Source organism: Pseudomonas sp. Cab53 (assembly GCF_018325965.1).
GTDB classification, from domain to species: Bacteria; Pseudomonadota; Gammaproteobacteria; order Pseudomonadales; family Pseudomonadaceae; genus Aquipseudomonas; species Aquipseudomonas chlororaphis_E.
Genome location: NZ_AP021902.1, coordinates 61,451 through 77,816, shown reverse-complemented (window position 1 = coordinate 77,816; position 16,366 = coordinate 61,451). Strand labels below are relative to the sequence as shown.

15 protein-coding genes are annotated in these 16,366 nt (G+C 62.0%); 12 read left to right on the top strand and 3 right to left on the bottom strand.

Translation table 11 applies throughout. The features are described 5' to 3' along the window. Positions 1-264: 264 nt before the first annotated feature. A complete protein-coding gene (gene yihA, locus KI241_RS00360; protein WP_042732761.1) occupies positions 265-906 on the bottom strand; it encodes a ribosome biogenesis GTP-binding protein YihA/YsxC in 642 nt (213 codons plus the stop codon). A 191-nt stretch (positions 907-1,097) separates the two neighbouring features. On the opposite strand from yihA, the gene KI241_RS00355 reads away from it, so the two are divergent. From KI241_RS00355 to KI241_RS00325, 7 genes are all read left to right on the top strand, one after another. Continuing rightward, entirely contained in the window at positions 1,098-1,388 is a 291-nt protein-coding gene (locus KI241_RS00355; protein WP_003177141.1) for a c-type cytochrome, read from the top strand. Positions 1,389-1,434: 46 nt separating this feature from the next. Further along, positions 1,435-2,046, top strand: coding sequence for a c-type cytochrome (locus tag KI241_RS00350; protein WP_042732760.1), 612 nt, complete (start codon positions 1,435-1,437; stop codon positions 2,044-2,046). 198 nt (positions 2,047-2,244) lie between these two features. Beyond that, positions 2,245-2,889, top strand: a complete 645-nt coding sequence (locus KI241_RS00345) for a thiol:disulfide interchange protein DsbA/DsbL (RefSeq protein ID WP_042732759.1) — start codon at positions 2,245-2,247, stop codon at positions 2,887-2,889. Positions 2,890-2,904: 15 nt separating this feature from the next. Then, complete coding sequence (locus tag KI241_RS00340) at positions 2,905-3,783, top strand: endonuclease/exonuclease/phosphatase family protein (RefSeq protein WP_047739339.1); 879 nt, start codon at positions 2,905-2,907, stop codon at positions 3,781-3,783. Then, on the top strand, positions 3,780-5,837 hold the full coding sequence (locus KI241_RS00335; RefSeq protein ID WP_123579315.1) for a GGDEF domain-containing protein: 2,058 nt from the start codon (positions 3,780-3,782) through the stop codon (positions 5,835-5,837). The genes KI241_RS00340 and KI241_RS00335 overlap by 4 nt, the downstream gene beginning before the upstream one ends. Before the next feature lie 101 nt (positions 5,838-5,938). Next, on the top strand, positions 5,939-6,718 hold the full coding sequence (locus KI241_RS00330) for an N-acetylmuramoyl-L-alanine amidase (RefSeq protein ID WP_042728895.1): 780 nt from the start codon (positions 5,939-5,941) through the stop codon (positions 6,716-6,718). A gap of 75 nt (positions 6,719-6,793) precedes the next feature. After that, the gene (locus KI241_RS00325; protein ID WP_042728916.1) at positions 6,794-8,407 is read left to right on the top strand and encodes an EAL domain-containing protein; all 1,614 of its coding nucleotides are present in this window, start codon (positions 6,794-6,796) and stop codon (positions 8,405-8,407) included. 6 nt (positions 8,408-8,413) lie between these two features. On the opposite strand, the gene KI241_RS00320 is transcribed toward KI241_RS00325, so the two are convergent. Together KI241_RS00320 and algB are read right to left on the bottom strand one after the other, a co-directional pair. Beyond that, a complete protein-coding gene (locus KI241_RS00320; RefSeq protein ID WP_212803220.1) occupies positions 8,414-10,204 on the bottom strand; it encodes an ATP-binding protein in 1,791 nt (596 codons plus the stop codon). Positions 10,205-10,214: 10 nt separating this feature from the next. After that, on the bottom strand, positions 10,215-11,561 hold the full coding sequence (gene algB / locus KI241_RS00315; protein ID WP_042728897.1) for a sigma-54-dependent response regulator transcription factor AlgB: 1,347 nt from the start codon (positions 11,559-11,561) through the stop codon (positions 10,215-10,217). Between the two features lie 436 nt (positions 11,562-11,997). On the opposite strand from algB, the gene KI241_RS00310 reads away from it, so the two are divergent. The 5 genes from KI241_RS00310 (at position 11,998) to KI241_RS00290 (ending at position 16,361) form a co-directional block, all read left to right on the top strand. Beyond that, the gene (locus KI241_RS00310; protein WP_212803219.1) at positions 11,998-12,291 is read left to right on the top strand and encodes a hypothetical protein; all 294 of its coding nucleotides are present in this window, start codon (positions 11,998-12,000) and stop codon (positions 12,289-12,291) included. Positions 12,292-12,373: 82 nt separating this feature from the next. After that, positions 12,374-12,538 carry a DUF1328 domain-containing protein gene (locus KI241_RS00305; RefSeq protein ID WP_003177151.1) on the top strand — a complete coding sequence of 55 codons (165 nt, stop codon included), beginning with the start codon at positions 12,374-12,376 and terminating at the stop codon, positions 12,536-12,538. A gap of 2 nt (positions 12,539-12,540) precedes the next feature. Further along, positions 12,541-13,005 (top strand): inhibitor of vertebrate lysozyme family protein, encoded by a 465-nt coding sequence (locus KI241_RS00300; RefSeq protein WP_042728899.1) that lies wholly within the window; start codon positions 12,541-12,543, stop codon positions 13,003-13,005. Between the two features lie 688 nt (positions 13,006-13,693). Then, a complete protein-coding gene (gene gltP, locus KI241_RS00295; protein ID WP_212803218.1) occupies positions 13,694-15,025 on the top strand; it encodes a glutamate/aspartate:proton symporter GltP in 1,332 nt (443 codons plus the stop codon). Positions 15,026-15,131: 106 nt separating this feature from the next. Continuing rightward, positions 15,132-16,361: a spore maturation protein gene (locus tag KI241_RS00290; RefSeq protein ID WP_042728901.1), complete on the top strand. Its 1,230-nt coding sequence runs from the start codon at positions 15,132-15,134 to the stop codon at positions 16,359-16,361. Positions 16,362-16,366 lie beyond the last annotated feature (5 nt).

The following is a 16,366-nucleotide window of genomic DNA, read 5'->3' as shown; positions in this document are numbered from 1 at the left end:
AGCCCCCTCGCCACAGAAAGCACTGCGCAACCGGCAAAAACGTTTAAGTTCGGAAAAGCCCTACGGTTATTTCCAAAAATAATCTGAACTAAACCCGTGAATTGCCACTCAGAGATTTTGAATGGCTGGTGAAGCCCTTCAATGCTCCTATGTTGTGTTAAGTGTTGGCAGATATCTGGACCTCGCCCTAGCGGTCCGGAACTTGGACCCCGAACTTCCCCCTCCCCATACGAAGTCCGGGGTTTTTTTTGCCTGCGATTTGGCTTATTCGGCCGCTTCGCTGCCCTTGTCCGCCAGTTCCATCCAGTCGGCCAGCACGGTGTAGGCCTCTTCCAGGCCCATGCGCTTGGGCGCCGAGAACAGCTGGATGGTGACCGCGTCGCCCCAGCCTTTGCGGATTTCCGACTGCACCTTGAGCAAGGTGTTCTTGGCCGCGCCGTAGGTGAGCTTGTCCGCCTTGGTCAGCAGGATGTGCATCGGCATGCCGCTGGCCACGGCCCAGTCCAGCATCAGCAGGTCGAAGTCGGTCATCGGATGGCGGATGTCCATCATCAGAATCAAACCCTTCAGACTCTCGCGGCTGCCCAGGTAGGCTTCCAGGTGGCGCTGCCAGTGTTGCTTGAGCGGAATCGGTACCTTGGCGTAGCCGTAGCCAGGCAGGTCGACCAAACGGCGTTCATCGTCTAGCTTGAAGAAGTTCAAGAGCTGCGTGCGACCTGGGGTTTTCGAGGTGCGTGCCAGGCTCGCATGGGTCAGGGTGTTCAGCGCGCTGGACTTGCCGGCGTTGGAACGCCCGGCAAAGGCCACTTCAAAGCCCTCGTCGTCAGGGCACTGGTCGACTTTGGCGGCGCTGAGCATGAAGGTGGACTGTTGGCACAGGCCAAGGATGGGGTTCTTCAGTTGCATGGGATTTCCGATGTGAGCGGCGTCGGGAATGGACGCGGCAAGCTGTGTCGTTTCCGTTTCAGTGACGCCAGTATATAATGCCGCAGATTTTGTGTGCGCTTTGTCCCAGCGTAGGATGAAGCTCACGGGAGCGATCGACCGAAATTGCGCACTAGAACGCAGCTCGCTCTCAACCCTGAAAAGGTCGTTTTATGACGAAATGGCTGCTAGCTGCCGGTGTCTTGATGCCGCTTTACAGCGCTCAGGCTACACAGGATCCGGAAGCTGTGTACAACCGTGTTTGTGGTGCCTGTCATTCCGGCCAACTCCCCACAGCGCCCCGCAAGGGCGACCAGGAAGCTTGGACGCCGAGGTTGGCGAAAGGTATGGAGACGCTGGTGCAACACGTGACCCAGGGTTTCAAGGCGATGCCGCCGCGTGGTTTGTGCATGGACTGCAGTGCCGAGGATTACCGAGCAATCATCCAGTGGATGAGCGAGTGATCCCGGTCCATAACTCTTTAACCCTTAGCCGTAGTTGGATTAGCTGATGAACAAACTGATCGTGAGTCTGCTGTTGACCTTGGGGATGACCGGTGTAGCCCACGCCGCTGGCGATGCCGCTGCCGGTCAGGCGAAAGCGGCGGTATGCGGGGCCTGCCATGGTCCAGATGGCAATAGCATGGCGCCCAACTTTCCGAAACTGGCGGGCCAGGGCGAGCGTTACCTGAACAAGCAACTGCACGACATCAAGTCCGGCAAGCGCACGGTGCTGGAGATGACCGGCTTGCTGACCAACCTGAGCGATCAGGACCTGGCGGACATCTCGGCCTACTTCGCCAGCCAGAAAGGCAGCGTCGGGGCAGCCGATCCAAAACTCGTGGCCCGTGGCGAGAAGCTGTTCCGCGGCGGCGACCTGGAAAAGGGCCTGCCAGCCTGCACCGGCTGCCATTCGCCTAACGGCGCCGGCAACGCCGCTGCCGGCTTCCCACACCTGGGTGGCCAGCATGCCCAGTACGTTGCCAAGCAGCTGACCGACTTCCGCAAGGAAGAAGCCGGCCGCGCCAACGACGGCGACGCGATGACCATGCGTACCATCGCTCGCAAGTTGAGCGACGAAGACATCGCCGCCGTCGCCAGCTACATTCAGGGCCTGCACTAAGGTCCTCGGGCGACGTTATGAGGGGTGTACACCGCTTGTAACGTTAACGCTCGATTAATCTGTCGATGCAAGCATCAAAAGGGTGGCTTTGGCCGCCCTTTTTTGTGGCCGCTGCCGTTACACTAGCGAAACTGAACCCGCCAAGGTCTGTCTGAGAAACACACCTCGCGAGGCCCCCTTATTGTCCAGGAGTAAAGCATGCGTAATCTGATCACCAGCGCCGCGCTCGTCGTCGCCAGCCTGTTCGGCATGGCAGCCCAAGCCACCGCCGACGAGGCGAAGGCCCCTTACGTTGAATTGACTAACCCGGTTCCGGTGTCAGCGCCTGGCAAGATCGAAGTGGTTGAGCTGTTCTGGTACGGCTGCCCGCATTGCTACGCATTCGAGCCAGTCATCAACCCATGGGTCGAGAAGCTGCCCAAGGACGTCAACTTCGTTCGCATTCCGGCCATGTTTGGCGGCCCATGGGACGCCCACGGCCAGATGTTCCTGACCCTTGAAGCCATGGGCGTCGAGCACCAGGTTCACGCGGCGGTCTTCAACGCGATCCAGAAAGAACACAAAAAACTCACCGACAAGAATGACATGGCCGACTTCCTGGCAACCCAGGGCGTAGACAAGGATAAATTCCTGGCGACCTTCGACTCCTTCGCCGTCAAGGGCCAGATCGTCAAAGCCAAGGAGCTGGCCAAGAAGTACGAGATCACCGGCGTACCGACCATGATCGTCAACGGCAAGTATCGCTTCGACATCGGCTCTGCCGGCGGTGCGGAACAAGCCTTGCAACTGGCCGACCAGTTGATCGCCAAGGAACGGGCGACGACCAAGGCAGTTGCCAACTAAGCGCGGCCCACGCCCATGGCCCGCTGGAGTACCGAACGCCTCGTTGGCCTGCATGAACCGCGGGTCAACGAACATCATGTCGCCTCCACGGGCCTGCCCGCCGACAGCCGCCTGCGACTGCTGAGCTTCAACATCCAGGTCGGCATCAGCACCGAGCGCTATCGGCATTACTTGACCCGCGGCTGGCAACATCTGCTGCCCCACACCGGGCGCGCCGGTAACCTGCAGAAAATCGGCGACCTGCTCAAGGATTTCGACCTGGTGGCCTTGCAAGAGGCCGATGGCGGCAGCTTGAGGTCCGGCTACGTCAACCAGGTGGAACACCTGGCGCAACTGGGTGCCTTCCCCTACTGGTACCAACAACTCAATCGCAACCTCGGACGTTTCGGCCAGCACAGCAATGGCGTGCTGAGTCGCCTGCGACCGTGGGCGATCGAAGACCATCCGCTGCCTGGCCCCAAAGGGCGCGGGGCGATCCTGGCGCGGTTCGGCGAAGGCCCGGAGGCGCTCATCGTGGTGATGATGCACCTGGCCCTCGGCGCACGTACCCGGACGATGCAACTGGCCTACATCCGCGAGCTGATCGGCGGTTACAAGCACCAGGTGCTGATGGGGGACATGAACACCCACGCCAGCGACCTGCTGCAAACCTCGCCCCTGCGCGATCTCGGCCTGCTTGCGCCGCAACTGCAAGCGACCTTTCCCAGTTGGCGCCCCCAGCGCTGCCTGGACCATATCCTGTTGAGCCCCACCCTGACCCTCGAACGCGTCGAGGTGCTGGCCCAACCCATTTCCGATCACCTGCCGGTCGCGGTCGAGATTCGTTTGCCGGGTTCGCTCACGGCCGACGCCTTCCCTGCGTTAAGTCCGGCCCCTCGCGGATCCGATGAATGAGCGACGACGCCGAACGCTGGAGAGAGAAGTACCTCAAGAGTCTCGAACAGCAGGAAAAGCTTGAGCGCCGCTGGGATGCCCGGCTCGACTTGCTGCGTCGCGGCCTGGTCCGCAGCACCTTGGCCGCCGAAGGCTCGGACCGGGCGGTCGACGAATGCATGAAGGAAATGCGTGAGGCGATCCGCACCGACGACATGGATGCGGCCCTTGCCACCCTGCTGCCGCGCCTGGAGAAAGCCGTACTCGACTCCGAACAGCGCCGCGAGACCCGGGTCGAGCAGATGAGCGCTGCACTGACGGCCCTGGTGGCGCAGTTGCAGACCCTGCCGCTGCCCAAGGACGTCAGCCGGCCCCTGAAGAAATTTTCCAAGCGACTGGACGACCGGGTCGGCCAGACCCGAGAGATCCCGCTGTTGCTGAGCGAGCTGAGCACCTTGCAAGGCCAGGCCCTGAGCGCGCTGGAACCCCCTGCCGAAGCCCATCGTCCCGGCCTGCTGCAGCGGCTGTTTGGCGGCCAGGGCCACGAGGATGCGCCGCAAGAGCCTGCCCAGGTCGACGCGGCCCCCGTCGCGCAGGCCGCACCCACGCCGCAGCGCCGCGCGACCGATATAGCACCTGTCGAGCCGGATTCGGAACCGCAGCCCGCCCCCACACCGACCTCGGAACCAGCGCCCTCGGCAGAGCCCGCGCCTGCCGCTCAAGTACGGCCTGAACCGGCAACCGTCGCTGCGCCGGAAGCTGACCCCGTGGCGCCTGCCGCGCCCCCTGTTCCGGCGCCAGCACCCGAAGAGCCGCAGCCGGCCAGCGAACCGGACGACACCACCGAGCCGGCCACCGTTGAACCGCCTACCCCGCAAGCGACGCCTGCGAACCCCGATGAGCTGCTGCCGCAGACGCCAGCGCCTCTTCCTGCGACAGAGCCAGAATCACAGGCAGAGGCCAACGCCGCCGAGGCCGCTGTCGAGGCGGCCGATGCCCAATACGCCCTGCCCGACTCCCCGGAACCGTCCTACAGCTCGGTGGCCCGGCACATTGAAGACACCTTGCTGGGCCTGCTCGGTGACCTGACACTGCCCGAGCGGCACCGACCGCAAGCCGAGGCAATGCGTGAGAAGCTGCAAAACGGTTTGAACTGGTACGAGTTACTGCCGATTCTCGACGATCTGGCGGTGCTCATGCTGGCGATCACCGACAGCGGCCAGCACGAATTCGAAGCCTACCTGCAGCGCCTCAACGATCGGCTGGAGGCGTTCCAAAACAGCTTGCTGGCCGCCAGCGAAGACCATGCGGAAAATCTCTCGGTTTCCCGGGACATGGACATCCAGATTCGCGAGCACGTCGATGGCCTGCAAAGCAGCGTCCAGCAGGCCGATGACCTGGAAAGCCTCAAGCAGGTGCTTGAGAACCACCTGGAAGGCCTGCTGGGGACGATGGACCAGCACCAGAAGCAACGCGAGCAGCGTGAACAGGAAGTCTCGGCGCGCCTGAAAAGTCTCGCCGAGCGCGTAGCGCTGATGGAACAGGATGCCCTGATCGTTCGCGAGAATCTGGAAGAGCAGCGGCTCAAGGCGCTGATCGATCCACTCACCGGGTTGCCCAACCGTGCAGCCTGGAGCGAGCGTCTTGAAAAGGAAGTGGCCGAGTGGCAACAGCACGGCAACAGCTTGTTGCTGGCCATGCTCGACCTCGACCACTTCAAGCGGATCAATGACAACTACGGCCACCTGGCCGGTGACCGGGTGCTGAAACTGATTGCCTCGGTTTTGCGCAAACGCCTGCGCAGCAGCGATTTCATCGCCCGTTTCGGCGGCGAGGAATTCGTCCTGTTGGTGCCCGACACGCCCCTGACAGCCGGGACCCAGTTGGCCGAGGCCCTGCGTGCTGCCATCGAAGCCTGCCCATTCCACTTCAAGGGCGAGCCTGTCACGGTGACGGTTTCCATGGGGCTGACGGCGTTCAAACCCGGAGAACACAGCGATTCTGTGCTTAAAAGAGCCGATCAGGCGCTGTACCGGGCGAAAAGCGCCGGACGTAATCGGGTGGAGCTGGGCTGAAGGCAATTGTTCCAATTTGTTTAATCGGCGGCCGGGCCCGGCTCATCGCGCAACGATACGTTACACTGTTGCATTAATTTCAACGTGTAACGTCTCCTGCCATGAAATTCGCTCCGTTCATCATTTCCCTGCTCCTCCTGGCCGGCTGCGCCAGCGGCCCTCGGCTCGACACCAGCCATCCATCGGTCAATCACGACAGCCGCATCCAATTCGTAGTGGTGCATTACACCTCGGCCTCCCTGGAACGCTCCCTGGCCCTGCTGACCCATGGCGAAGTCAGCGCCCACTACCTGGTCGGCGACGATAAGAACGCCACCGTCTATCAGTTGGTGGATGAAAACCGTCGGGCCTGGCATGCCGGGGAAAGCGAGTGGGAAGGCCGCACCTGGCTCAACTCCAGCTCCATCGGCATCGAAATCGTCAATCCTGGTTATGTCGACACCCCCACCGGTCGCCTGTGGTACCCCTACAGCGAAGCCCAGGTGCAGGCCTTGATCGTGTTGCTCAAGGACATCATCCAACGCAATGGCATCAACCCACGCGCCATCATCGGCCACAGCGACATCGCGCCCCTGCGCAAGCTGGATCCGGGCCCGCTGTTCCCTTGGAAGCGCCTGGCCCAGGCAGGCCTGGGCCTCTGGCCTGACGAACAGGCCGTCGCGCGCCAACAGGTCGTCTTCGCCGCACAACTGCCCAGCGCCAGCTGGTTCCAGGCCGAATTGGCGCGCCTGGGCTACCCGACGCCCCAGACCGGCGAATGGGACGTGGCCACTCACCACGTGCTGGCCGCGTTCCAGATGCACTACCGGCCGACCCGCTTCGATGGCGTGCCCGACGCGCAAAGCGCGGCGATCTTGCAGGTGCTCAACCAGACAAAATAATGACGCCCGTCTGACGAACAGGGCCAAATCCCAAACAGCAGCTATAACTCATTGGGACCTTTAGGATTACCCATGATGACGGCTGCCCGCGAAACGTTGCAGAGCTGGCTCCATCGCCCTCTTTTCTTGGCGACGATGGCGGCTGCCCTGAGTACGCTGCTGTTGCTGGCCGGGAGTCTGTTTGTGGTCGTCCAACAGATCCAGCAGCGTGAAAGCGACCAGATGAACGCCCAGGGCGAGCGCTTCCTGCAACGGCTGGAACAACTTTTCGGGCAATTGCGTGAAGGCCTCGATGACCTGCAGAACCAGCCGCTGCGGGGCTGTAGCGATGACATGATCGCGACCTTGCGGCAGGTGAGCTTCAATTACCGCTTCGTTTATGAAGCGGTGTATGTCGACGGCAGCGGCGCGTGTTCGAACCGGCCTCTCCAGAGCGGATTGTCGGTAACCCGCCTGCCCGACCTGCGCGGTCCGACCTACAGCTACTGGCTCAACACCACCACCGAACCTGACGAAGACCGCGCGGCACTGATGCTGGGGCGCGGTAATTTTCGGGTGGCCACCTCTCGCGGGCATTTGACCGATGTGGTCGATCTGCCGCCGGGCGGAAGCCTGTTGGTGGTCCTGGATCACGGCAAGCGGGCCATTCCGGTGCTGGGCACCAACCAGCATTGGCCGCCCACGGAGCCCTGGCCGCCGAAAGGCCGCAATGCCTTGCAAGTGACGCAAACCCGGCTGATCTACCGAATGCCGACCGATAACCCGGAATATCAGTTGGTGCTGATCGCCCCGCGCAAGGGTTTCAACATGCCATCCAACGCCTGGTGGATGTTGCCTATCAGCCTGCTGCTAGGGCTGGGCATCGGCGTCCAGGTCTTGCTGCTGGCCCGCCAGCGACAGTCCATGGACGCCGAGCTGCACGGCGCAATACGGCGCGGTGAATTGCAGGTGTTGTACCAACCCATCTTCGACCTCAACAGCCGCAATTGCGTCGGCGCCGAAGCCCTGCTGCGCTGGCGCCGGCCGGATGGCACCCTGACCAGCCCGGACTTGTTTATCCCGATGGCCGAAGACACCGGGCAGATCCGCCAGATCACCGATTTCGTGCTGCAACGGCTGTTCGATCAGCTGGGCCAGTTGCTGCGGGCCAATCCGCAGTTGTACATCTCGGTCAACCTGGCGGCCTGCGACGTGATGGTGCCGCGAATCGGCGAAGTGATCGCCCGCCTGCTGGCGCTGCACCGGGTCTCGGCCCGGCAGATTGCCTTCGAGGTGACTGAGCGCGGGCTGATCGATGTGCTGGTGGCCCGGGACAACCTGCAGTCGTTACGCGACAACGGGCATCAAGTGCTGATCGACGACTTCGGCACCGGCTATTGCAGCCTGGCGTACCTGCAAACCTTGCCGGTGGATTGCCTGAAAATCGACAAAGCCTTCATCGATGCCTTGGGCCACGATGCCGCCAGCAGCGGCGTCGCCCCGCACATCATCCGCATGGCCCACGCGTTGCAGCTTAAGGTGATCGCCGAAGGCATCGAGCACGAAGCCCAAGCCTCGTACTTGAGCAGCGAGGGCGTGAAGTTCGGTCAGGGTTGGCTGTTTGCCCATGCACTCAGTGCGGTGCAGTTGATCGAGCTGATTACCCGCGGGCGACGCTTGCTCGGCCGGCGCCTGGACGACGAAGCCTGAAGCCCGTCAGACCGTCAACGCCATGTAGAACTGCGTGCCCTGCCCCGGTCTGGAGTAAACGCCCATGCGACCGCCGTGGAGCTGAACGATTTCCTTGCACAACGCCAGGCCGAGGCCGGCACCGCCCTTCTTGCGTCCGACCTGGACGAAAGGTTCGAAGATCCGTCCCTGCTGGCCGTAGGCAATGCCTTCACCGTTGTCTTCGACGCTGATAATCACCCGCTCGCCGTGACGGCGGGCCTGCAAGCGAATCTGGCCATGGTCGCCGGTGTGCCGCATGGCATTATCGATCAGGTTATCCAGCACCCGGTCCAACTGCGCGGCGTCGGCATGCAGGCGCGGCAGCGGACCCTGGATCGCCACGAGCAGTTCGATACCCTTGGCACTGGCCTGCTCGGCGAACCGCAGCCGGGCCGCTTCCAGCAGCTCTTCGATGGAACACGGCGCCAGCGTCAGCTTTTGCAGGCCGTTCTGGTAGCGGGAGAAATTCAGCAGGTCATTGATGAGCTGCATCAGCCGCTGCATTTCTTCGGTGACCGTGTCGAGCAGGTCGGCCTCGCGCGACTCCGCAGGGAAATGCAGACGCTCCTGCAACAGGCCGAAGGCCATGTGCATGCCAGTCACCGGCGTGCGCAGTTCATGGGAAGCGCGCAACACGAATTCGCTACGGACCCGCTCGAAGGCGCGCTGCTCGGTGACGTCGTGCAGCACCATCACCGCGCCGAGGATGTGGCCTTGGGTATGGCTCACCGGCGTGAGGCTGTAGGTCAGTACACGCGACTCGCCGTCCACTTCGATGCTCAGGTCCTCGGGCGCACGCTCCAGCGTTCCGCCACGCAGCACCAATTGCAGCTCGTCATCCAGGTCCGGGCGACCCAATGCTTCGCCCAGGCCCTGGCCCAGGCGCTCCTCATCCCAGCCCAGTTGCCGCTGGGCGACCGGGTTGAGGTGCTCCAGGCGACCTTGCCGGTCGATCATCAGCAGGCCGTCATCGATGCTGTCGAGCACCGCTTGCAGGCGCTGCTGGCCGGCGAGCAACTCATCGACATTGGTGGCCTGGTGTTCGCGCAACGCCTGAGCCATGATGCCGAAGCGACGTGTCAGCAGGTTGACCTCGGCGGCGGAAGACGTCGGCAGCGTCACTTCGAAATTGCCCTGGCCGATATCATCCGCGGCCGCGGCCAGCGCCTCGATGGGCGCCCCGAGACGACGGGCGATGCCGTGGGCGGTGACGAAGCCGATTATCAACACCGCCAGCCCCACCAGCCCCAGCAGCCCGGAGATCAACAATGCCCGCTCGCGGGCACGCGTCTGGGTTTCACTGATGTTGTTCAGGGCCTGCCGATAACTCTCGATCAGGCCGTTGCGCAGCACGTTGAATTTATCGGTGAGTTCCTGAATGGCGGAAAGCGGGTTCGGTTGCTGGCGAGAGGCGGTAAACGCCTCGTAGAAGTCGAGGTAGTCGGCCTTGGCCTTGCTGAAGTTGTCCGGCACCTCGTCCAGGCTCCGCTCGTGGGCGATGCCCTCGTCGATCAACGCCAGGTACTGTTTCTTGGACACCTCCAGGGCGGCCAGGTCGGGCTTGTCGTCGAGCATGATCATCAACTGGTCGCCCAGGGTCTGGCGCAGCTTGAGCCCCAGGTCCAGCAGGATGAAGTTGTTGCGTACCGATTGCTCCTGGGTATGGGCCATCTGCATCACGCTGACCAGGCCCAGCACCAACCCCAGCAGCGCCACCGTAATCAGGGCCGAGATGCTGAGGAACAGCCGTGTACGCAGCTTCATCGCCAGTTTCATAGGGTGTCGCTCACAGGTTGTACTGCTTGCGTTTGCGGTACAGCGTGGAGGCGTCGATACCCAGGGTCTTCGCGGCTTGGTCCAGGGTGTCGGCGGTGGCCAGCACGGCACCGATGTGCGCCTTTTCCAATTCATCGAGGCTGAGCGGCGCGCCGATGCGAGGGGCGTTGTTGACCGGTTGCTCGGCCATGCCCAGGTGGCTGATTTCGACTTTTTCCTGTGGGCAGATGATGCTGGCGCGCTCGACCACGTTGCGCAGTTCGCGGATGTTGCCAGGCCAGCGATAGCCAAGCAGCGCTTCGCGGGCTTCGTCGCTGAAGCCTCGGGCCGGGCGTGCATATTCCTTGACGAAGCGCGCCAGGAAGCGATCGGCCAGGGTCAGGATGTCTTCGGCGCGCTCGCGCAGCGGCGGCAGGTGCAAGGTAATGACGTTCAGGCGATAGAGCAGGTCTTCGCGGAAACGCCCGTCGCGCACCATGTCTTCAAGGTTCAGGTTGGTGGCCGCCAGAATCCGTACATCGGCGCGACGGGTCACCGGATCGCCAACCCGTTCGTATTCCTTGTCTTGGATGAAGCGCAACAACTTGGGTTGCAAGGTCAGGGGAAAATCGCCGATCTCGTCGAGAAACAGCGTACCACCGTCCGCCTGGTTGACTCGCCCCAGGGTGCTTTCGCTGGCCCCGGTGAACGCCCCACGGCTGTGGCCGAACAACTCGCTTTCCATCAATTCGGCGGTCAGGGACGGGCAGTTGATGGTGACGCAGGATTTCTTCGCGCGCTTGCTCCAACCGTGGATCGCCCGGGCCAGCTCGCCTTTACCGGTGCCGGATTCACCGAGAATCAGGATGTTGGCGTCGGTGCTGGCCACCTGGCGAGCGGTTTCCAGCACGACCTTCATCGCCGGGCTATGGGAGTCGAGGCCGTCCTTGGGCTTGCGTACCTCCCCTTCGAGGGCTTCGAGGCGGGCCGACAACTGGCGCACTTCCAGCTGCTTGGCGGTCGCCAGGCGCAGTTGGTCCGGGCTGCAGGGCTTGACCAGGTAATCGGCGGCCCCGGCCTGGATCGCGTCCACGGCCGTGTCGACCGCCGAGTGGGCCGTGACGATCACCACCCGCATCCACGGTGCCTGGATACGCATCTGGGCCAACACATCCAGGCCGTTGTCCTCCCCCAGGCGCAGATCGAGGAAGCAGAGGTCGAACACCTGGCGTTGCAGCAGCGCATCGGCCTGGGCCGCACTGTTGGCGGTGGCGACGGTGTAGCCCTCGTCTTCCAGGCAATAACGGAAGGTACGCAGGATGGCAGACTCGTCGTCTACCAGCAGAATGCGGCCTTGGTGCTCAGTGGCGGATTCCATTTTTCCTACGCTCCTTAATGAATGATGATGGTTAGTGTCAGAAAAATCGGGCAAGTTGCATGGTCGTTTCCGAGGGAATATTACCCACCGAGAGGGACCCTGTGGACGTCAGTTGGCTAAAAGATTGATTTGAGTCCGTTTTTTTCCGTTTCGCCGGTTTCGAAGGGCTCGGCTCGCTCATTCCGACAGCGGTTTGCGATGGGCAATTCAAAAAGAATCTAACGCTTCCCCTCTTCCGTTCGTGCAATACGCACGACTCCCGCCAGGGCCATCGTGCAGGATGCGCCTCTCGCCTCTTTTTTACATTTCATAACTTATTGATTTTAAACGGATTTATTCGTTTAAAAATTCTGGCATGACGTCTGCAGTATCTCGAACAACATGGCGTTCCAGCGCCTTAACCCGATCACGACACCCGGCTGGGAGGAATTTCAGGATGAATCGTCAAAGTGCCGCCTCGTTTCGCATGACTTCCCTGCATATCCAACAGGGCTTGTGGGCCGCGCTGGCGCTGCTGATCACGCTCGTCGTCGGTCAGCAGTGGCTGCTTTGGCAAGAAAGCCAACAGCCCGAAACGCCACATGTGTCGATTCATCGTGCTCCCCAAACCCATTTCAGCGCCGTCAGCAGCACGAGCATGAAAGAAGCAGCCGCTTCGATGCGCATGATGGACGTCGACCAGGCCCAGCCTGTGGCCGACCTGCCCCGTCAGGAGCGCTGGGTGTTTTAACCCCGATGGACCGGTCGTCTGTCGCACCGGAACCATCAACCGCCAGACCCTAACTAAATAGAAAAGTGTAAGGAGAATCACCATGTTGAGCTGGGCAATTACCTTCCTGATCATTGCCATCATCGCCGCCGTACTGGGCTTCGGTGGTATCGCAGGCACCGCCACGGGCATCGCCAAGATTCTCTTTGTCGTATTCCTGGTGATGTTCATCGCTTCCTTCTTCTTTGGCCGTCGCGGCCGAGGCTGACCATGAGCGTTTCCCTTAAAGGACTGGCCGCCGCCCTGTTGCTGGGCGGCAGTGCCGTGGCAATGGCTGCCAACGACGGGCAGATGCGCGCCAATGAACTACTGACCGCCGACCCGCAGTACCGCGAGACCTGGCAGCACGTGGTCAAGAAAGAAGAGCGCTTGCCGGAATGGGTGATGAACCTGTCGGGCGATGCCGAGCAGATGAACGCGGTCGAGGAAGACGGCGACAAGTACCTGGTCGGCCCCCTGTGCGAGACCCAGGCGACCTGTCGCAGCAAACGCCTGATCGTCGCCTTCAGTTTTGACAAGGACGAAGCCTACGCCATGTTGGTGGAAGTGCCCGCCGGCCTGCCGGCCGACAAGTCGCCGACCCGACATGCCGACTACCGTTTCCTCGGCAAGCCCGATGAAGGTATGCAGAAACTGTTAATGGAACAACTCAAGAAAGATCCGAACTGGTACTGAATCTGAAAACGGGAAAGGCAACCCTGCCTTTCCCTTCTGCACAGCCCGAAGAGGGCCGATGCATGACCAGGGGGCTGGGACGTTCTGGCTGATCGAGTCGGAGTGACCTACGGGCACAAGGGGTGCCTGCGAAAGGGCCGGGTCAGGAAAAAGCTACGACGCAGGTTCGCAAGGTCCCGGCGACTTGGCGAACCTGCGTAGGGCTTCATTTTTACAAAATGCCTGTGCCAGAGCGGCTGGTGAGTGGAGTCCCGTCACTGGCCCGCGACTGCGGCATATTGTCTCCAGACACTCCCGTCATTTCCCGCGTTTGACCGTATATCGGAGAAGCGCGGCGGCAGTTTTCTTTTGCAGCACGTGTCTGGCCGAGGTCCTCTCATCGGTTCTGAAAGCCTTGTGGCGGAAGCCCGGCTACGCTGAAATGGCCGGTTCACGGCGCTTATGCCTGCACAAATGTCCTACTCGAACCGGTTGGGACGCGGGTTTCGTTTAGAAAATCTCATGCCGATTCGGCATAGGGTAGGCGTTTACGGCATTAGACGAGCCTATCCCGCATCGCAATAGTTGCGCCTTTTTTCGCCTGCCAGTAAGCCGCTAGCGCGCTCGGGGTGACCTTATACGGGGGCAGATGCGTGGATGTTTATCGTCCATGCCGCTGCCCGAGTCCAACTGAAGTAAGGGTAATGATATGAAGAAGGCAAAGCTAAGCCTCGCCTGGCAGATCCTCATCGGTCTGGTCCTCGGGATTGCACTGGGCGCTCTGCTCAACCATTTCAGTGCCGAGAAGGCCTGGTGGATCAGCAATGTGCTGCAACCGGCAGGCGATATCTTTATCCGTCTGATCAAGATGATCGTGATCCCGATCGTGATTTCCTCGCTGATCGTCGGCATTGCCGGGGTCGGTGACGCGAAGAAACTCGGGCGCATCGGCCTCAAGACCATCATCTACTTCGAAATCGTCACCACCATCGCCATCGTCGTCGGCCTGCTGCTGGCCAACTTCTTCCAGCCAGGCAATGGCATCGACATGAGCACCCTCGGGACGGTGGATATTTCCAAGTACCAGGCCACGGCGGCGGAAGTCCAGCATGAACACGCGCTCATCGAGACCATTCTCAACCTGATTCCATCGAACATCTTTGCCGCCATGGCGCGTGGCGAGATGCTGCCGATCATTTTCTTCTCCGTGCTGTTTGGCCTGGGCCTGTCCAGCCTGCAATCGGACCTGCGCGAGCCGCTGGTGAAGATGTTCCAGGGCGTGTCGGAAAGCATGTTCAAGGTCACCCACATGATCATGAACTACGCCCCGATCGGCGTTTTCGCACTGATCGCGGTGACCGTCGCCAACTTCGGCTTCGCTTCCCTGCTGCCGCTGGCGAAACTGGTGATCCTGGTTTACGTCGCCATCGCGTTCTTCGCCTTCGTGGTGCTGGGCCTGATCGCCCGCCTGTTCGGCTTCTCGGTGCTCAAGCTGATGCGCATCTTCAAGGACGAACTGGTGCTGGCCTACTCCACCGCCAGTTCCGAAACCGTGCTGCCACGCGTGATCGAAAAAATGGAAGCCTACGGCGCGCCGAAGGCAATCTGCAGCTTCGTGGTGCCAACCGGCTATTCGTTCAACCTTGACGGTTCGACGCTGTACCAGAGCATCGCGGCGATCTTCATCGCGCAGCTGTACGGCATCGACTTGTCCATCAGCCAGCAATTGCTGCTGGTGCTGACCTTGATGGTGACCTCCAAAGGCATCGCCGGCGTGCCGGGCGTGTCCTTCGTGGTGCTGCTGGCGACCCTGGGCAGCGTGGGCATTCCGCTCGAAGGCCTGGCCTTCATCGCCGGTGTCGACCGCATCATGGACATGGCCCGCACCGCGCTGAACGTCATCGGCAACGCCTTGGCCGTGTTGGTGATCGCCCGTTGGGAAGGCATGTACGACGACGCCAAGGGCCAGCGCTACTGGAACTCCCTGCCGCACTGGCGCAGTAAAGAGCCGCTGCCGGCGGGTGAAACCTCCAGCCGCTGAGGGCATGCCAGGTCAAAGCCATTAACACAAACCCCGGAGCACTCCGGGGTTTGTCGTTTCTGCCAGCCCCGCTATCATTCGCGGCATCTTCCGAGGGGATTAACCGATGCTCAATGGCCTGTGGCTTGGCTTCTTTATCGTGGCAGCCGTGTCGGCGCTGGGACAGTGGCTGATCGGCGGCAACGCCGGGATCTTCGCCGCGATGGTGGAAAGCATTTTCGCCATGGCCAAGCTGTCGGTGGAGGTGATGGTCCTGCTGTTCGGCACCCTGACGCTGTGGCTGGGGTTCCTGCGGATCGCCGAAAAGGCCGGCATCGTCGACTGGCTGGCCAAGGCCCTGGGGCCGCTGTTCTTGCGCCTGATGCCGGAAGTACCGGCCGGCCATCCCGCCATCGGCCTGATCACCCTCAACTTCGCCGCCAACGGCCTGGGCCTCGACAACGCCGCCACCCCCATCGGCCTCAAGGCCATGCGCGCCCTGCAAGACCTCAATCCCAGCCCGACCATCGCCAGCAACGCCCAGATCCTGTTCCTGGTGCTCAACGCCTCGTCGCTGACACTGCTGCCGGTGACCATCTTCATGTACCGCGCCCAGCAAGGCGCGCCGGACCCAACCCTGGTGTTCTTGCCCATTCTGATCGCCACCACGGGCTCGACCCTCACGGGGCTGTTGTCGGTGGCATTCATGCAGCGCCTGCGCCTGTGGGATCCGGTGGTGCTGGCTTACCTGGTGCCGGGGGCACTGGCCCTTGGCGGCTTCATGGCGCTGCTGGCCACGTTGTCGGCCACCGCGCTGGCGGGCTTGTCGTCGATCCTCGGCAACCTGACGCTGTTCGGCCTGATCATCCTGTTCCTGGTGGTGGGGGCGCTGCGCAAGGTCAAGGTCTATGAGGCCTTCGTCGAAGGGGCGAAGGAGGGCTTCGACGTCGCCAAGAACCTGCTGCCGTACCTGGTGGCGATGCTTTGCGCGGTCGGCGTGCTGCGGGCATCCGGGGCGCTGGATTTCGGCCTGGACGGCATTCGCCATCTGGTGCAATGGGCCGGCTGGGACACGCGTTTCGTCGATGCCCTGCCGACCGCCATGGTCAAGCCGTTCTCCGGCAGCGCCGCCCGGGCGATGCTGATCGAAACCATGAAGACCTCAGGGGTGGACAGCTTCCCGGCGCTGGTGGCGGCGACTATCCAGGGCAGCACCGAGACCACGTTCTACGTGCTGGCGGTGTATTTCGGCGCGGTCGGCATCCAGCGGGCGCGCCATGCGGTGGGTTGCGCGCTGCTGGCGGAGCTGGCCGGGGTCTTGTCGGCGATCGGGGTCTGCTACTGGTTCTTTGGCTGAGGCCA